14 protein-coding genes are annotated in these 15,279 nt (G+C 68.3%); 7 read left to right on the forward strand and 7 right to left on the reverse strand.

Translation table 11 applies throughout. From position 1 onward, the window contains the following. Positions 1–196 (reverse strand): 2-oxoglutarate dehydrogenase E1 subunit family protein (locus NA10_RS35850; RefSeq protein ID WP_373862403.1); only part of this gene is annotated, 196 nt, incomplete at its 3' end. A gap of 131 nt (positions 197–327) precedes the next feature. Beyond that, positions 328–4,086 carry an ABC transporter ATP-binding protein gene (locus tag NA10_RS22555; protein WP_067571177.1) on the reverse strand — a complete coding sequence of 1,253 codons (3,759 nt, stop codon included), beginning with the start codon at positions 4,084–4,086 and terminating at the stop codon, positions 328–330. 170 nt (positions 4,087–4,256) lie between these two features. Here NA10_RS22555 and NA10_RS22560 point away from each other — a divergent pair, with 170 nt between their 5' ends. Continuing rightward, positions 4,257–4,787 (forward strand): VOC family protein, encoded by a 531-nt coding sequence (locus NA10_RS22560; protein WP_067571179.1) that lies wholly within the window; start codon positions 4,257–4,259, stop codon positions 4,785–4,787. A gap of 21 nt (positions 4,788–4,808) precedes the next feature. Here NA10_RS22560 and NA10_RS22565 read toward each other — a convergent pair whose 3' ends face one another. The 3 genes from NA10_RS22565 to NA10_RS22575 form a co-directional block, all read right to left on the reverse strand. Further along, a complete protein-coding gene (locus NA10_RS22565) occupies positions 4,809–5,600 on the reverse strand; it encodes a hypothetical protein (protein WP_067571181.1) in 792 nt (263 codons plus the stop codon). Positions 5,601–5,808: 208 nt separating this feature from the next. After that, positions 5,809–6,759 carry an ABC transporter ATP-binding protein gene (locus tag NA10_RS22570; RefSeq protein WP_067571183.1) on the reverse strand — a complete coding sequence of 317 codons (951 nt, stop codon included), beginning with the start codon at positions 6,757–6,759 and terminating at the stop codon, positions 5,809–5,811. Then, the gene (locus NA10_RS22575) at positions 6,756–7,472 is read right to left on the reverse strand and encodes a hypothetical protein (RefSeq protein ID WP_067571279.1); all 717 of its coding nucleotides are present in this window, start codon (positions 7,470–7,472) and stop codon (positions 6,756–6,758) included. Before NA10_RS22575 ends, NA10_RS22570 begins: the two co-directional genes overlap by 4 nt. A 207-nt stretch (positions 7,473–7,679) precedes the next feature. On the opposite strand from NA10_RS22575, the gene NA10_RS22580 reads away from it, so the two are divergent. Beyond that, positions 7,680–8,519, forward strand: coding sequence for a helix-turn-helix domain-containing protein (locus NA10_RS22580; RefSeq protein WP_067571284.1), 840 nt, complete (start codon positions 7,680–7,682; stop codon positions 8,517–8,519). A gap of 4 nt (positions 8,520–8,523) precedes the next feature. Then, positions 8,524–8,958: a VOC family protein gene (locus NA10_RS22585; protein WP_067571185.1), complete on the forward strand. Its 435-nt coding sequence runs from the start codon at positions 8,524–8,526 to the stop codon at positions 8,956–8,958. On the opposite strand, the gene NA10_RS22590 is transcribed toward NA10_RS22585, so the two are convergent. Then, positions 8,959–9,984 (reverse strand): glutathione S-transferase family protein, encoded by a 1,026-nt coding sequence (locus NA10_RS22590; RefSeq protein ID WP_067571187.1) that lies wholly within the window; start codon positions 9,982–9,984, stop codon positions 8,959–8,961. An 88-nt stretch (positions 9,985–10,072) separates the two neighbouring features. Here NA10_RS22590 and NA10_RS22595 point away from each other — a divergent pair, with 88 nt between their 5' ends. Together NA10_RS22595 and NA10_RS22600 are read left to right on the forward strand one after the other, a co-directional pair. Continuing rightward, the gene (locus NA10_RS22595) at positions 10,073–10,867 is read left to right on the forward strand and encodes an enoyl-CoA hydratase/isomerase family protein (RefSeq protein ID WP_067571286.1); all 795 of its coding nucleotides are present in this window, start codon (positions 10,073–10,075) and stop codon (positions 10,865–10,867) included. Between the two features lie 111 nt (positions 10,868–10,978). Then, positions 10,979–12,217, forward strand: coding sequence for a class I adenylate-forming enzyme family protein (locus NA10_RS22600; protein WP_067571189.1), 1,239 nt, complete (start codon positions 10,979–10,981; stop codon positions 12,215–12,217). Positions 12,218–12,277: 60 nt separating this feature from the next. Here NA10_RS22600 and NA10_RS22605 read toward each other — a convergent pair whose 3' ends face one another. Further along, positions 12,278–13,012 (reverse strand): tyrosine-protein phosphatase, encoded by a 735-nt coding sequence (locus tag NA10_RS22605; protein WP_067571191.1) that lies wholly within the window; start codon positions 13,010–13,012, stop codon positions 12,278–12,280. 432 nt (positions 13,013–13,444) lie between these two features. Between NA10_RS22605 and NA10_RS22610 the strand changes: the two genes are divergently transcribed. Next, entirely contained in the window at positions 13,445–13,930 is a 486-nt protein-coding gene (locus tag NA10_RS22610) for a TetR family transcriptional regulator (protein WP_245677655.1), read from the forward strand. 88 nt (positions 13,931–14,018) lie between these two features. Beyond that, positions 14,019–15,191: an amino acid deaminase/aldolase gene (locus NA10_RS22615; RefSeq protein ID WP_067571196.1), complete on the forward strand. Its 1,173-nt coding sequence runs from the start codon at positions 14,019–14,021 to the stop codon at positions 15,189–15,191. The last annotated feature ends 88 nt before the right edge of the window (positions 15,192–15,279 follow it).

Below are 15,279 nucleotides of genomic sequence, written 5' to 3' on the forward strand. Positions count from 1 at the left end.
GGACAGGAGCCGCGGCGGCCGGAGCGGGGGTAGCCGGTCGGCCGCTGTTGCCGGTTTCGCCGGAGGCTTCCGGCGTGTAATCGGCGAGGAACTCGTGCCAGCTCTCATCGACCGACGACGGGTCTTGCTTGTACTTCTGATACATCTCGTCGACAAGCCACTGGTTCTGTCCGAACTGGTCTGTTGAGCTGCTCACAGCAGGTGTTCGCCTCATTTCGTTCTTCGCGCTGCGACGTTTGTGACGTGCCCGGCACGGGTAATCGGCGGATGCGCGCCGACGCGCCCCCTCTGAGGATATGCCCACCCCGGTTCGCCCATGGGCATGGACTACCACCGGGCGGACACATTCCTCAGTGACGACTCGTCCTCCGCTGAGAATATTCCTTCGGTGGCCTGTGCCGCAGCCCAGAGATGGGAGTACGCGCCGTGTCTCGCGAGCAGTTCGTCATGCGCGCCGATTTCGATGATCCGGCCCTGATCGACCACGGCGATCAGATCGGCCTGCGCGGCGGTGGCGAGCCGGTGCGCGACAATCACCGCGGTCCGGCCGCGCGTCACCGATTCGCTCGCTACCAGCACCGATGCCTCGGCGGCCGGATCGAGTACGGCGGTCGCCTCATCGAGCAGGAGGAGATCCGGACCGACCAGTTCGGCGCGGGCGAGGGCGATCAGCTGTCGTTGCCCGGCCGAGAGTCCGCGTCCGCGCTCACCGACCGGCTGCCCCATTCGCAGCGGTAGCGCGTTGATGGTGTCGAGCGCGCCGACCGCCGCGGCGGCCGCCTCGATCTCCGCGGCATTCGCAAGAGGTTTGCCGAATGCGATGTTGCCGGCAATGTCCCCGGTGAATAGGTGCGCTTCCTGTGGAACGACTCCCAACCGTGATCGGTAGTCGGTGAGCCGGTAGTCGCGGATATCGATGCCATCCACGCTGATCGCGCCGTTTTCACCGGTAATCCGCTGCCGTTCATGGGAATCGGCTATCGAATCGGGTGATTCATCGCGTTCGAGATCGTGATTTCCGTCATAGGGCATGTCGTACAGCCGGGCCAGCAGTTTCACGATGGTCGATTTACCCGCGCCGGTCGCACCCACGAGGGCGAGACTGGTGCCCGCCGGAATGCGCAGGCTCACCCCGTCGAGGGCGAGGGTGTCGGTGCCCGGATAGCTGAAGCGCACATTATCGAAGACCACCTCACCGCGCAGCCGGCCGTCGATCACGGCCGGGTCGGCGGGGTCCGGGGCGATCGAGGACGGCGTCTTCAGCAGTTCCCGAATGCGGCGCAGGCCGACCCTGGCCTGCTGATAGCCGTCGAAGAGTTGTGAGAGTTGATAGATCGGGCCGAACAGCAACTCCAGGTACAGCACGAAGGCCACCAGGGTGCCCGCCGTTGCCGCGCCGTCGGCGACCGCCCGCGCGCCCATGAAAACGACCGCGGCCAGCGCCAGATCGGCCCAGGCGCCGACGAAGGCGAAGAACAGCGAGATGGCCCGCTGCGCCCGCATCCGGCTGATCCGATACCGGTGCGAGTAGACGGTGAAGCGTTCCGAGGCACTGCGCTCGTGCCGATTCGCCTGCACCACACGCAATCCCGCGACATTCTCGGCGAAATCCGCGTTCACCGTCGCCGAGTGCTCCCGCGATTCGGTGTACGCCGCATCGGAGGCGCGCCGGAACAGCCAGGTGGCCAGCAGCAGCGCGGGCACCGAGACGAAGACCACCAGCGCCAGGTGCGCGTCGATGAGCAGCAGCGCGATCGCGATGCCGAGCACCATGAGCAGGCTCACCAGCGCATCGGGCAGACCGGTTTGCAGGAAGGTCGACAGGGCGTCGATATCGGTGGTCATGCGGGTGAGGATGCGGCCGGAGAGCTCGCGCTCGTAGTAGTCCAGTCCGAGTCGCTGCAAATGCGCGTAACTGCGCACGCGCAGGCCGTAGAGCACCCGCTCACCCGCGCGCGAACCCCACAGCAGCGCGGTGGAGGCGGCCAACCAGCCGATCACCGCGAGCACCGCGCCCAGGAACACCGCGCGGGTCAGTGCGGCACCGTCGTGATCGGTCACCCCGGAGTCGATGGCATAGCGCACGATCGACGGAAAGCCCACGCTGACAAGGGCATCCAGTGCCAGTAGCAGCATTGCCGCCAGGACCAGCCACCGCACGGTCCGCATGGCCTTGACCAATCGGAAGTCGGTATCGGGGGCGCGCAACTCGGCCGGATCCAGGCCCGGCTGTTCCACCGCGGGCGGCAGTGTCGCCAGCGACCGCCGTACCTCCGCGGGGGTGTCCGGATCGGCTTCGGTGCCGGTCTCGGCCTCCAGTCCGACCCGTGCGGGGCGCGTGTCGCGGTCTGCGCCGACCGGTGGTGCCCCGTCGTCCGCGGAGCCGTCGCTCGGCCCGGGCAGCCGGATGATTCGATCGGCGTGGGTGAGGGTGGATTCGCGGTGCGCCAGGATGAGCGTGGTGCGAGACGAATCCGCGGGCAGGGCGGCGAAAATGGCCGCCTCGGTGAGCGCGTCCACGGCGGAGGTGGCGTCGTCCAGGATCAGGATGCGCGGATTCGCCAGCAGCGCGCGGGCCAGCGCGATGCGCTGGCGCTGACCGCCGGACAGCGTGAGGCCGCGTTCGCCGACCACGGTGTCATAGCCGTCGGGTAGCGCCCGAATGAACTCGTCGGCGGCGGCCTGCACTGCCGCCGCGTGGATTTCGGCTTCCGTGGCGTCGGGTCGCCCGAGCGCGATATTGGCGGAGATGGTGTCCGACAACAGGAATGCCTCGTCGAAGACCACGCCCACCGCGGCCCGCAGTTCGGTGGCACGCAGGTCGGCGATATCGGCGTGGGAGTCGTTGCCGTGCAGCGTGATCCGGCCCGCATTCGGCGTGTAGAAGCGGGGGAGCAGTAGCGACAGGGTGGATTTGCCGGAACCCGCCGGGCCGATGATCGCGACCGTCTCGCCCGGGGCCACGGTGAGTTCGAAGTTGTCCAGGATCGGCCGATTCGGGTCGAATCCGAAAGTGAGAGCGGAGATTTCGATGCCCAGCGGCCCGGCGGGCAGCGGCACCGGATGCGGCGGATCGGTCTGCTCCGGTGCGCTGTCGATGACCTGGTGCACGCGCTCGGCGGCGGCGCGGGTGAGCTGGGCCATCACCACCACCATGGAAATGGTCCGGGTGGCATTGGTCATGGTGGCCACGTACGCGGTGAACGCCAGGAAGGTGCCCAGGCCGATCGCGCCGTGCAGGGCCAGCACGCCGCCCGCGGCGATGACACCGACCAATCCGGCCTGTGGAATGGCCGACAGGGTCGGTCCGAATCGGGCGTCGATGCGGGCCGCGCGCATGCGTTCGGCGAAGAGCCGTTTACCGTGCCGCTCCAGCAGATCCACCATTCGGGCCTCCTGCCCGAACCCCTTCACCACGCGCACGCCGGTGACGGTCTCCTCCACGTGCTGGGCCAGATCCGCACCGCGCTGTTGCGCCGACCAGGTTGCGGCGTACAGCCTGGGCCGCACCCGATAGACGACCAGCGCCAGCACCGGGACCACCAGCAGCGCGGTCAGTGCCAGCAGCGGTGCGAGCCAGAGCATGATGGCGGCGGCGAACACGAATTGCAGCGCGGCGACCGAGGACCACGGGCCCATGGCCAGCAGGCCCTGCACCAGCGTCAGATCGCTGATGGAACGGGAGACCACCTGGCCGGTGCGCAGGGCGTCCTGGCCGGGGCCGTCCAGGCGCTGGAGTGCGTTGAGCAGGTCGACGCGCAATTCGTGCTGCACATCGAGTGCGAGCTTTCCGGCCGCCATACGACGACCGAACGAGGCGAGGAAGCGACCGGCGGCGAGCAGCACCAGCAATCCGGCCACGGCCGTGATGATTCCGGTGTTCCCGGCGGTCGCGCCGTCGAGGGCGCGTTTGGCCAGCAGCGGGCCGGTGACCTCCACCGCCGCACCGAGCAGGACGGCCAGGGCGATGGCGGCGAGCAGCCACGGGTGGGTGCGACATCGCACCCAGAGTCGGCGCAGCCAACCGGGACCGGTCCCGGTTGGCTCGGAGCTCGTTTTCTCCACCCCGGTCTCAACCACCTTCATCGCACTCACCTAGAGCCGTAACGACGGCACCACCCCCAGTTTGTTCCCCGCCACCGACAAAGTCCGGGTCGTGGGCGTGTTGGTGCGCGAAGCGGGACTTCGGCTTGTGCCCGGGGCGGGCGCGTGGTCCGCTGGAAGGACTTACGACAACTCGAATTGGAGTCGCACCCATGCCGATCCAGCGTCTCAATCACGCCGTGCTGTTCGTCTCCGATCTGGAGCGTTCGGTGGCCTTCTACGAAGAGGTGCTCGGCTTCCGGCGGCTGCCCGGCGGCTTTCCGGGCGCGGCCTTCCTCCAGGCCGCCGGATCGGCCAATGATCACGATCTCGGTCTGTTCCAGTCGCCGGATCCGTCCGTGGCGCATCGCACCGGGCGGGTGGGGCTCTACCACCTGGCCTGGGAGGTGGACACGCTCGCGGAGCTGGGGCGCGTCCGCGAGGTGCTCACCGCCGCTGGCGCATTGACCGGTGCGTCCGATCACGGCTCCACCAAAGCGCTGTACGCCGCCGATCCGGATGGCATCGAATTCGAGGTGTGCTGGCTGGTACCGGATTCCGCGGTGGAGCACGAGCTCACGAATATGGCCGCGCCGACCATGCCGCTGGACCTACCCGCGCTCATCGCCGAGTACGGCGGGGACACCCCGGGCGGGCCGCGCACCGATCACGAGGTGTGGCGTCGCCTGTTCACCGGGCGCTGAACGGATTTCGGCGCGGGGCGCTCAGAGGTCGCGGCGGGTGAAGAACCACCACGCCGCGCCGGCCGAGGCCGCGGTCCACAACAGCAGGACCAGGATGGCGGCCGGGGTGGGCGCGATGAAATCACCCTTGGCGTAGGTGCCGTTGGTGACGGTGCCGACGGTGGCCGAGAGCGGCAGGATACTCGCGAAACCACCGAATCCGATGGCGCGCGCGGTAATCCACACCAGCGGTTCGATGATCGCCACGCCCACCATGACCGCGATCGCCTGAATAGGCGTGCGCAGCAGGAAACCCAGTGCCGCACCGATGATCGACCAGCACACCGCGGCCAGCGCCACACCGCCGAAGACGGCGAGCATCTCACCGGTGAATCGCACCCGATCGCGCCCGATCAGCGCGTAGGCCGCACCGCCGAGCAGCTCCAGCACCAGCACGGTGGCCAGGGAAATCGCGGCCACCACACCGAGTTTCGCGCCGAACAGCACATTCCGGTCCGGGGTGAACAGCGCGGTGATCCGCATCGATCCCAGCCGGTACTCGTCCCCCGACGCGACGGCCCCGAGCACCGCCGCCAGCACGATGGCGGCGAGCAGCGCCAGCCCCGCCGCGATGGCCGACCAGCCCGAGAGGAACATGAACGTGCCCCGTGGCACGTCGTCGGCCTTGAACGTCAACCCCATGACGGCGAACGCCACCATCGCGTATCCGATGAGATTGGCGGCGATCACCCGCTGCGCCCGCACCGAGGTGAGCTTCCGAACCTCCGAATTGGCCGCCCGCAGTACAGAATCCGGCACAGCGGTCAGAATCATCGAAGTTCCTCTCGTAACAGCTGAGCCGCACGCTCGCCGGAAACCGGCCCGGCGCAGCATGATTCGACATGTCGCGGGCGTGCTGCGGCGGGGTGCGGGAACAGCTCGGGGCGGTGCGTAATCGGTCCGGCGACACGCGCGCTCGCCCCGGCTCGGTGTGAGTGCGAAGACGGCCCGGCGTGCGGGGCGGGTCGTGGGTGGCGCGCGATCAACGCGGCATTCCGTACGCGGTGGGAGTGGGGTAGGGGGAGGGGGCGTGGCCGGTGTGGATGAGGGCGGCCAGGACCTGATCGGGGTGGATGTGTTCGGGGGTGATCTCGGTGAGCTGGACGCGGGCCTGGGAGGCGGCCGACTCCAGTTGAGCGAGTGAGGCTTCGGCGACGGCGAGGCGGCCGTCCGGGCGCATGACCGCGTCGGTGAAGCCCTGTGCGGCCAGGGTGGTGGCCAGCGCGATCGGGCTGGAGGCCTTGACCAGCAGCCGGTCCGGATGACTGCGGCGCAGGCGGGCCGGGCTGCCCTGATAGGTGATCTTGCCGCGATCGAGCACGATCAGTTCATCGGCCACCGGCAGTGCGGCGCTCAGGGTCCGTGAGGTGAGCAGGACGGTGCCGCCGCGCCGGGCGTGCGCGTGCAGATACTCGGTGAGCCAGCCGATTTCGGCCTGTTCGAGCCCGTCGAACGGATCATCCAGGACCAGCAGCGGCGGATTGCCGAGCAGCGCGATGGCCAGGGCGAGCCGGGTCCGCGCCCCGGCGGACAGTTTCCCGGTGCGCTCGCCCGAGAACGGTTCCAGCCGCGTCAGGCCCAGCAGTTCGTCGATCCGATCCCCGGAAACGCCTGCGGCGGCGGCGAATACGCTCAATTGCCCGCGTACCGTGCGCGCCGGATGCAGGCCGCGCGGGGATTGCACCGCGCCCAGTACCTGCCGTCCGCGGCGCGCGCCGGAACCGGGTCCGCCGATGCTCGCGGTGCCCGAGGTGGGGGTGAGCTGGCCCAGCAGCAGGCGCACGATCGTGGTCTTGCCCGCACCGGAGGGTCCGACCAGGGCCGCGACCTTGCCCGCGGGCACGACGAAACTGACGTCGTCGACGACGGTGGTCGTTTCGATGCTCTTGCTCAATCCGCCGACGGCGAAGGCGAGCGGTCGCGCCTTGCTCACTGCTGCGTGGTCCTGGGCGCGGATTCCATGGCGGGCAGCGGATCGGCATCGATGACCAGCGGTTGCGGCCAGGTTTTCGGCGGCGCGCCGAAGGCCTTGCGCGAGTTGTCGACCACGCCGCGGCCCAGCGCCCGGTTGCCGAATCCGCCGATGGCCGCGCCGATGCCGGCCGGAATGATCTTGCCGACCATGAGTGCGCTGCGCTTGGCGAGGAACTGCATGACGAAGCGCTTGAGCAGGGTGTCGTTCATCCCGCTGATGCCCGGAATCTTGCCCGCGAGCAGGGTGCCCCAGTTCTTGGCGGAGCTGCCGACGCTCTTCTGCACGATCTCCATACCGCTCTCGCCCATGACCACGGCCAGCACCAGGGCGCGGCGGCGTTCATTGTCCTCGGGTGCGATACCGTGCACGGCCGCGACGGCCAGCGTGTACACGGCGCTGGCCTCCAGGAAGAACGCGGTCTCCGCGCTCATGGCCGCGAGGGAGGCCATGGTGCCGACGCCGGGAACGGCGGCGGTCGCGCCGACCGCGGTACCGCTGCCGGTGACCGCGGTCAGGTACAGCTTCTCGATGCGCGAAATGATCTGCGCCGGGGTCTCACCCGGATGGCTGTCGCGCAGTTTGCCCACATACTTCGCGACAGCGGGAGCCTGCACCTGCGCCCCATTGTCGAGCAGCGAGATGACCGCCTTCTCGAGCCCGGACTTGAACATCGGCATACCCCTTAAATCGCGCGGTCTTCCGACCGAAACTCTATTGCACCGATCCAACGATTTGCGAGACCAGCCGGTTCCGTCCGCCCGGCCCCGCGCCGAACTTCCCGGCAACGGATTCGATGAGCGGACTCACGTTCCGGTGATACCCCGAACATCGTCCGGCAACCGCGCGCCGGGTGGCGGCGGGCGCATATCGTGGGATTCGTGGCAGGTGTGTCCGAAGGCGCGAGCGGGGTTCCGGATCCGCGGTTGCGCCCATACGTCCTCGGTTACGAGGGCTATCTGCTGCGCGGGTTCGCGCCGGGGACGCATGTGGGGATGCCCGGATCGGTGTTGACGGTGATCATCACCATCGGCGAGCCGATCGAGGTGCCGGTCTCCTCGCATCCGGAGCAGGCCGGTGGGCGCTGGGAGATGCTGGCCAGCGGGCTGACGACGCGGCCGTGCGTGATCGAGCATCACGGGTATCAGCACGGGGTGCAGTTGGCGGTGACGCCGCTGGGATGCCGGGCCTTGTTCGGGGTGCCGACGGCGGCGCTGGGTTCGTGGATCGTCGATCTGCCGGAGGTGCTGGGCGCGCCCGCGCGGGAGTTGCGCGAGCGGCTGGCGGCCACGGCCGAATGGCCGCGGCGGTTCGAGATCCTCGATGAGATTCTGCTGCGCTGTGTGCGCCCGGTCGCCTGGGATGGTGAGCTGACCCGGGCCTGGGAGCTGCTGGCCGGACCGGATCCGGCGGTGCGGGTGGGGGCGGTGGCCGATGAGATCGGCTGGAGCCGTAGGCATCTCGGTAATCGGTTCAGCGCCGAATTCGGGGTGACGCCGAAGGATCTGGCGCGGATCGCGCGTTTCGAGCGTTCACACGCCATGCTGCGCACCCCCGCCCCGCCGGCGCTGGCGGAGGTCGCGGTGCTCTCGGGCTACTACGACCAGGCCCATATGGCCAGGGAGTGGCGCGAACTCGCCGGTCTGCCGCCCTCGGTGTGGCGTGAGCGCGAGGAGTTCCCATTCGTCCAAGACCAACAGTCCCTCGGGGCAGGAGGCTGAGGTCATGACCGATACGACAACATCAGCAGCCTCCACCGCGTCGCCGACCGGCACCGTCGTCGTGTGGCCGACCCTGGTCTACCGCGATGCCCCCGCCGCGATCGACTTCCTGGAGCGGGCCTTCGGTTTCGAGACCGTCGCCCGCCACACCGACGGCGATATCGTCGTGCACGCCGAATTGGCCTGGCCCGCCGGCGGCGCCGTCATGCTCGGCGCCGCCCGCGAGAATATGGCCCTGGACTGCCAGCCGCCCGGCGTCGGCTCCATCTATATCGTCGTCCCCGATCCCGATGCGGTGTTCGCCCGGGCGAAAGCCGCGGGCGCCACCATCACTCGGGAACTGCGCGATGAAGAAGGTTATGAGTCCAGGGGTTTCGTCTGCCGTGATCCCGAGGGCGTGTACTGGAGCTTCGGCACCTACGGCGGCGAGGTCCGCTGATCAGGCGGGCTGGTGCCCGGCGGGCACCCGCTCGGCGGGCAGTGGCGGCGCGGGCGGTGTGCCCTTGCCGAAGGGGTTGCCGCCCAAGGCTTCCCGGCCGTGCGGGGTCAGCCAGTTGCCCAGCTCCGGACCCTTGGGGACGATCCGCGTGGGATTTATATCGGTGTGCACGATGTAGTAGTGCTGTTTGATCTGGGTGAAGTCGGTGGTGTCACCGAATCCCGGGGTCTGGTACAGATCCCGGGCATAGCCCCACAGCGCCGGGAACTCGTCCAGCTTCTGGCGATTGCATTTGAAGTGCCCGTGATACACCGGATCGAAGCGCGCGAGCGTGGTGAAGAGCCGCACATCGGCTTCGGTGATGGTGTCGCCCACCAGGTATCGCTGATTGGTGAGTCGTTCCTCGAGCCAGTCCAGCGCCGTGAAGAGCCGGTCGTACGCCGCGTCGTAGGCCGCCTGGTCCCCGGCGAATCCGCACCGGTAGACGCCATTGTTGACCTCGGTGTAGACCCGCCGGTTGACCAGATCGATCTCCTCGCGCAGCTCCCGCGGATAGAGCAGCGGCGCTCCCTCCCGGTGGTACCGCGTCCATTCGGTGGAGAAGTCCAGCGTCATCCGCGCGTAGTCGTTGGTGACGACCTGCCCGGTCGAGACCTCGACGATCGCGGGCACCGTGATGCCGCGCGGATACTCCGGATACCGCGCCAGATACGCATCGCGCAGGAAGTGGATGCCCAGCACCGGATCCACTTCGCCGGGATCCAGATCGAAGGTCCAGCTGCGCTTGTCGTGGGTGGGACCGCAAAGCCCCAGGGACAGCACCGATTCCAGGCCGAGTAGCCGTCGCACGATGAGTGTGCGATTGGCCCACGGGCAGGCCCGCGCCGCGATCAGGCGGTACCGGCCGGGTTCGACGGGGTAGCCGTCGCGGCCGTCCGCGGTGATCCGCGTGGTGATGTAGTTGGTGTCCCGCTTGAATTCGCCGGGCTCCACGTATGCGCCCTGCTCCGATTCCGAGGTGGTCACCCGGCCAGTCTGTCAGATGGGTCCGATGCGCGGCGATGGCGGCGAGCCGGGTCTGTTCCGGCGAAGTGACTGCGCATACATTCAGTTCATGACCGACTCCAAGCCCACCCGTCTGGAACGCATTGTCACCGAGGGCGGGGCGCAGGCCGCGATCCTGACGATCGCGCATCCGCCGCTGAACCTCTTCGACAAGGCCCTCTTCGAGGCGATCGCCGCCGATATCGAGGAGCTGGCCGCCGACCCGCCGCGCGCGGTACTGCTGCGCGCCGAGGGCAAACTCGTCTCCGGCGGGGTGGACGTGCACGTCTTCGACGGGTTGTCCCCGGCCGAGGGCGCACAGCTGTGGCAGACGCTCTTCGCGCGCATCATCCATCCGCTGGAGGCGCTGCCCTGTCCGGTCATCTTCGCGGCGCATGCGCTGTGCCTGACCGCGGCCTTCGAGATCGCGCTGGCCTGCGACATCATTCTGGCCGCGCCCAAGGCGAAGTTCGGTCTGGTGGAGACGGTGGTCGGGCTGACCCCGTCCATGGGCGGTCCGCAGCGGCTGGCCGAGCGCGCCGGTTCGGGGCGCGCCCGCGAATTCGTCATGACCGCCGATCTCTACGACGCGCGGACCATGGCGGACTGGGGCGTGGTCAACGCGGTGCACGAGGACGTCGACACGGCGGCGCGCACCTTGCTGGCCAAACTCGCCGAGGGTCCGACCCGCGCGCACGCCGCCACCAAGGAGATCATCGGCGCCTGGCGTTCGGGCGGTGTGGCGCATGCCGATTCGGTGACGTCGCAGGTGTCGGGCCAGCTGTTCGCCACCGACGATCTGCGCGGGGCGGTCAAGAGTTTCCTCGAGGTCGGTCCGGGGAAGGCCAAGTACACCGGGCGCTAGTCGTTTCCGTGCCGTGACGTCTCGACTACGTTTGCCGACAATCCGCCCATGGATGTGATGTGCATCATATAGTCACTGGTGCCTGCAGGCTCGAGGCGCTCGGAGGGACGGATGTCGCAGTTACTGGTCGAATACCCGCACTCGCGAAATGCCTGGTGCGACAACCCTGTTGCGCGCGGCACCGATGGCGTCCTGCGCTATGGGAACCTGACGCCCGCGCTCACGGAGTTGCTCGATATTCAGGTGCACACGTTTGCCGCGCGGGAGGCGGTGGTCGAGATCGGCGGCCCCCGCCTCACCTATCGCGAGCTCTGGTACTCCGCCTCCCGGATCGCAGGAGGATTGCAGGAGCACGGAATCGGTTACGGGGACCGGGTCGCAGTGCGATTGCCGGTGGGCGCGCGCTGGGTGCAGGCGTTCCTGGGCGCGCTGCTCTCGGGCGCGGTGCCGGTGCTGGTGCATGACGGTTTGCCGGATGCGGTGGCGGAGCGGGTGATTCGCGATGCCGCCGCCGACTACATCCTCGACGGCGGCGGTCGTGCGGCGAATTACCGTGCGGCGCTGCCCGATGGCGCGGCCTTCATCGACGACGGCGCCTCCCTGGGTGAGCTGGCGCTGCTCTGCTACACCAGTCCGGGCCCCGAGGTCGGGCCCCGCGGGGTGGAGCTGACCAATGAGAACCTGCTCTCGGCAATCCGTTCCGTGGTCGGCGCGCTGGAGTTGCCCTCGGAGGGGCTGCGCAATCTGGTGCTGCTGCCGCTGGCGCACGCCAGCGGCTGTGTGGATCAGCTGCTGCCGACCTTCGCGGTGGGCGGCACGGTGGTGCTGGCCCCGGATCCGGCGGCCATCGCGAAAGCCCTTGTGGCCGAGCGAATAGATATGGTCTCCGCGACCCCCAGAATATTTGCGGGCCTACTGCCCGAACTCGCGGGCCAGCGGCTGGACCGCGTCAGACAGGTGTGCAGCGCGGGGCATCGCGCCGAACTCGCCGCCGCCGATCCCGCCACCTCGGATTCGGTGGCCGCCACCCTGCGCGAAGTCTTCCCAGCGGCCCGGCAGTGGTCGGTCTGGGGAGCCACCGAGACCAGCGGTATCGGCCTGGCCCGCGATGACGGTGCGGCCCCGCGCGATGTGCTCGGATTCCCTTTCGGTGGAACGGAACTCGCGCTCTTCGGTCCGCGCGCCGGGACCGGGCACGGCGAACTGCTGTGCCGCGGCCCGAATGTGGCCCCGCGCTATTGGAATGATCCGCAGACCACCGAATCGCGCTTCACCGGCCCGTGGTTCCACACCGGCAATCATGTGAGCATCGATCCGGACGGTCTGGTTCGCCGCGCCCCGGCGGAGTAGCGCCGCTGGCTCCGGCGGCGTCCGCTCGGCCGGTGTCGCCGCCACCCGATCGGGCACCCGCTATTCGATCATGCGGGCGCGCAGGGCCTCTCGCTGATCCGGGGTGATGCCGATTTCGGCGAGGTATCCGTCCAGGCCCCCGTACATCTCGTTCATGGTTCTGGTGCCCGATTCGAGGTACTCGGGCCGCACGCCGAGCAGATCGTCGGAGAGCTCCTCGTCGGTTTCGCCCGCCATGAAGGCGCGCAGGGTGGGGACGGCGTCATTGCTGAGCAGGTAGTCGGCGTAGACGTCTTCCTCGATCACATCGACCGCGCGCAGCAGGGTGGCCACTGCCCAGCCGGTGCGATCCTTGCCCGCGGCGCAGTGCACCAGGGCGCTGCCGGTGAGGGCGGAGTCGGCCAGGGCCTTGATGGCCGAGTGGGCCTCGGGCATGGCGGGGAAGAGGCGGTAGACCTCGAGCATGTGATTGGCCGCGGTGACGTGGCGGCGCGCCTCGTGCGGTGGGGTCTCGCCCATGCGCGGATCGAAGGGGGTGACGTGCAGGCGCACCTGTTCGGGCAGGGCGTCATGGCCGATCAGATCGATTTCGGCGAAGCCGCGCAGATCGTGCACATCGGTGATGCCGAGTTCGAGGAGTCGGGTGCGGCCCGCATCGTTCAACCGGCTGAGCTGGGCCGAACGGAGCAGTACTCCGTCGCGCACATGGGAACCGCCGGTGGTGCGGGCCCCGCCCACATCGCGGAAGTTGAAGGTGCCGGTGAGCAGGAGGGGATCGTGGCGCGCTGAAGTCACCCGATCAGGCTATCGGTGGGCGTCCGAACGCAGTATGACGAATGCGCTTGCGGGATGTGAATTTCGTGTCGTGACCGGCGCGTTGCGAATCCTCGGCCGGTTCGGACCTGTGCGTTCGAGCACAGTCGCTATCTTTAGGGGGACGGCCGTCCGTAAAATACCGCTCGGTCCTAATGTCCGCTTTACCGGGCGGTCTGGGAATTTCAGCCATTCCCATTCGATCGCGAGCGAGTAGCGATTAGGTAACGAAACAATCCTCCGGTACGAAATCGGCTATCAAAGCTGGTCATCGACCCAGAAAACGACGTATCGTGGATACCTGTTGAACGGGTACGCCGGGTCCTGCTCGGGGATCAGTGCTGATCTGCACACCCGTCGAGCGAGCCGCGCAAGCGAGATGCGCGAGTTCTTTTTCGCTAAAGGGAGTCGTCGTTGAGCGCTAGTGGAGAAATCGTCCAGGTCGGAGTGCGATCGGCCATGACCGAGGCCATCGAGAAGGCCGCCGCGTCGCTCGATATCACCGGTAGTCGTGCTCTTCGAGTGCTGTTGCACGCGGGTGTGAGCACGCTCTGGCCGATGCTGAAGTCGTCGCCGGATCGGCAATTGCGCGCCTATGAGTCCACGCTGGCGGTGCTGCGCCGGCGGTGGCGGGAGGGCGATCAGACCGTCTGCGTCCCGGATCCCGCGGGTGCGGCGATGTTCCGCGAGCTGGATACCGAGGTCACCGAATTCCTGAGTCTGTGCGCGGAGCGTTCGGGAACGCAGTGGCTGGAGCCGGTGGACGCCATTGCCGCGTACCTGCTCGCGGTGATCCAGGGCATGGTGTTGCGCTGGCTGGCCGATTGCGATGACGAGATATCGCTGGTCGTCCTGGATGACCTGGTGTCGTACCTGTCCACCAAGGCCGTCGACCTCTGATTCGGGCCACCGATCCCGGATTCGAGCTGCCGGGTTTCGGGTTGGCCGAATGCTGGACGCATGACCAGTTTCGTGGTCGAATGAAAAGGTGAGCGAACCGTCGCCTATCGCCGGGCTGCACGCGGCGACCGCCGAACTCGACCCGCCCCTGGCCGCCGTCGACCTGGCCGCCCTGCGCGCCAATGCCGCCGATCTGGTGCGCCGCGCGCGGGGGGTGCCGATCCGGGTGGCCAGTAAATCCGTGCGCTGCCGCGCCGTACTCGAAGAGGTGCTCGGCAGCGATCTCACCGCCTCCGGCGGATTCGCCGGAATCATGGGTTACTCACTCGCCGAAGCCATTTGGCTGGCCGGACTGGGCGCCCGCGATATCCTGCTCGGCTATCCGACCGTCGATCGGGGCGCGCTGGCGAAGCTGGCCACCGATCCGGTGCTGCTGGAGTCGATCACGCTCATGATCGACGATATCGATCAGCTGGATCTGATCCGCGCCGTCATCGGCGAAAAGGTCTCTCCCCGTGTGTGTATCGATGTGGACGCCTCGCTGCGCATCGGACCGCTGCACCTGGGTGTGCGCCGCTCGCCGATCCGCACGCCCGAGCAGGCCGCGCGGATCGCGGGGGTGGCGCGGCGGCGCGGGTTCACCGTCGTGGGCGTCATGACCTATGAGGCGCAGATCGCCGGGCTACCGGATTCGAATCCCGCTGTGCGCCTGGTGAAGCGGGCCTCGGCCTTCGAAATCGGCCGTCGTCGCAAGCAGGTCGTCGATGCGGTGCGCAGTGAGGTCGGTGTGCTGGAGATCGTGAACAGCGGCGGCACCGGCTCCATCGAGGTGAGCGTCTCCGATCCCGATGTCACCGAGGTGACGGCGGGCTCCGGCCTGTATCTCCCCACGCTGTTCGACGGCTACCGCAATCTGGCTCCGCGCCCGGCCATGTACTTCGCGATGCCCGTGCTGCGTCATCCGGCCGACGGCATCGCCACGGTCTATTCCGGCGGTTATATCGCCTCCGGCCCGGCCGGTGCCGCGCGCGTCCCGAAACCGGTGTGGCCCAAGGGATTGAGCCTCATCGGCACCGAGGGTGCGGGCGAAGTCCAGACTCCCCTGACCGGGGCGGACCACCTCGCCATCGGCGATCGCGTCTGGTTCCGGCACGCCAAGGCGGGTGAACTCCTGGAACGCTTCAACGAGGTCCAACTGGTCGCCGACGGCGTCCGCACTCGGGTCCCCAGCTACCGGGGCGAGGGCCAGAACTTCGGCTGAGCCTCCGGCGATCTCAGCAGCAGCCAGCCCCTTCCTCCCCAGCCCCGCCATCCCGGCGTTTCCCCGGCCCCGCCATCCCGGCGTCTTC

Source organism: Nocardia acidivorans NBRC 108247 (assembly GCF_001625085.1).
GTDB lineage: Bacteria > Actinomycetota > Actinomycetes > Mycobacteriales > Mycobacteriaceae > Nocardia > Nocardia acidivorans.

What these genes read in the sequence shown, in the direction of transcription:
- NA10_RS22585 (WP_067571185.1), top strand. Translation starts at nt 8,524, where the DNA reads ATGACCGATACGACAACATCAGCAGCCTCCACCGCGTCGCCGACCGGC.
- NA10_RS22600 (WP_067571189.1), top strand. Translation starts at nt 10,979, where the DNA reads ATGTCGCAGTTACTGGTCGAATACCCGCACTCGCGAAATGCCTGGTGC.
- NA10_RS22595 (WP_067571286.1), top strand. Translation starts at nt 10,073, where the DNA reads ATGACCGACTCCAAGCCCACCCGTCTGGAACGCATTGTCACCGAGGGC.
- NA10_RS22575 (WP_067571279.1), bottom strand. Translation starts at nt 7,472, where the DNA reads ATGTTCAAGTCCGGGCTCGAGAAGGCGGTCATCTCGCTGCTCGACAAT.
- NA10_RS22560 (WP_067571179.1), top strand. Translation starts at nt 4,257, where the DNA reads ATGCCGATCCAGCGTCTCAATCACGCCGTGCTGTTCGTCTCCGATCTG.
- NA10_RS22555 (WP_067571177.1), bottom strand. Translation starts at nt 4,086, where the DNA reads ATGAAGGTGGTTGAGACCGGGGTGGAGAAAACGAGCTCCGAGCCAACC.
- NA10_RS22565 (WP_067571181.1), bottom strand. Translation starts at nt 5,600, where the DNA reads ATGATTCTGACCGCTGTGCCGGATTCTGTACTGCGGGCGGCCAATTCG.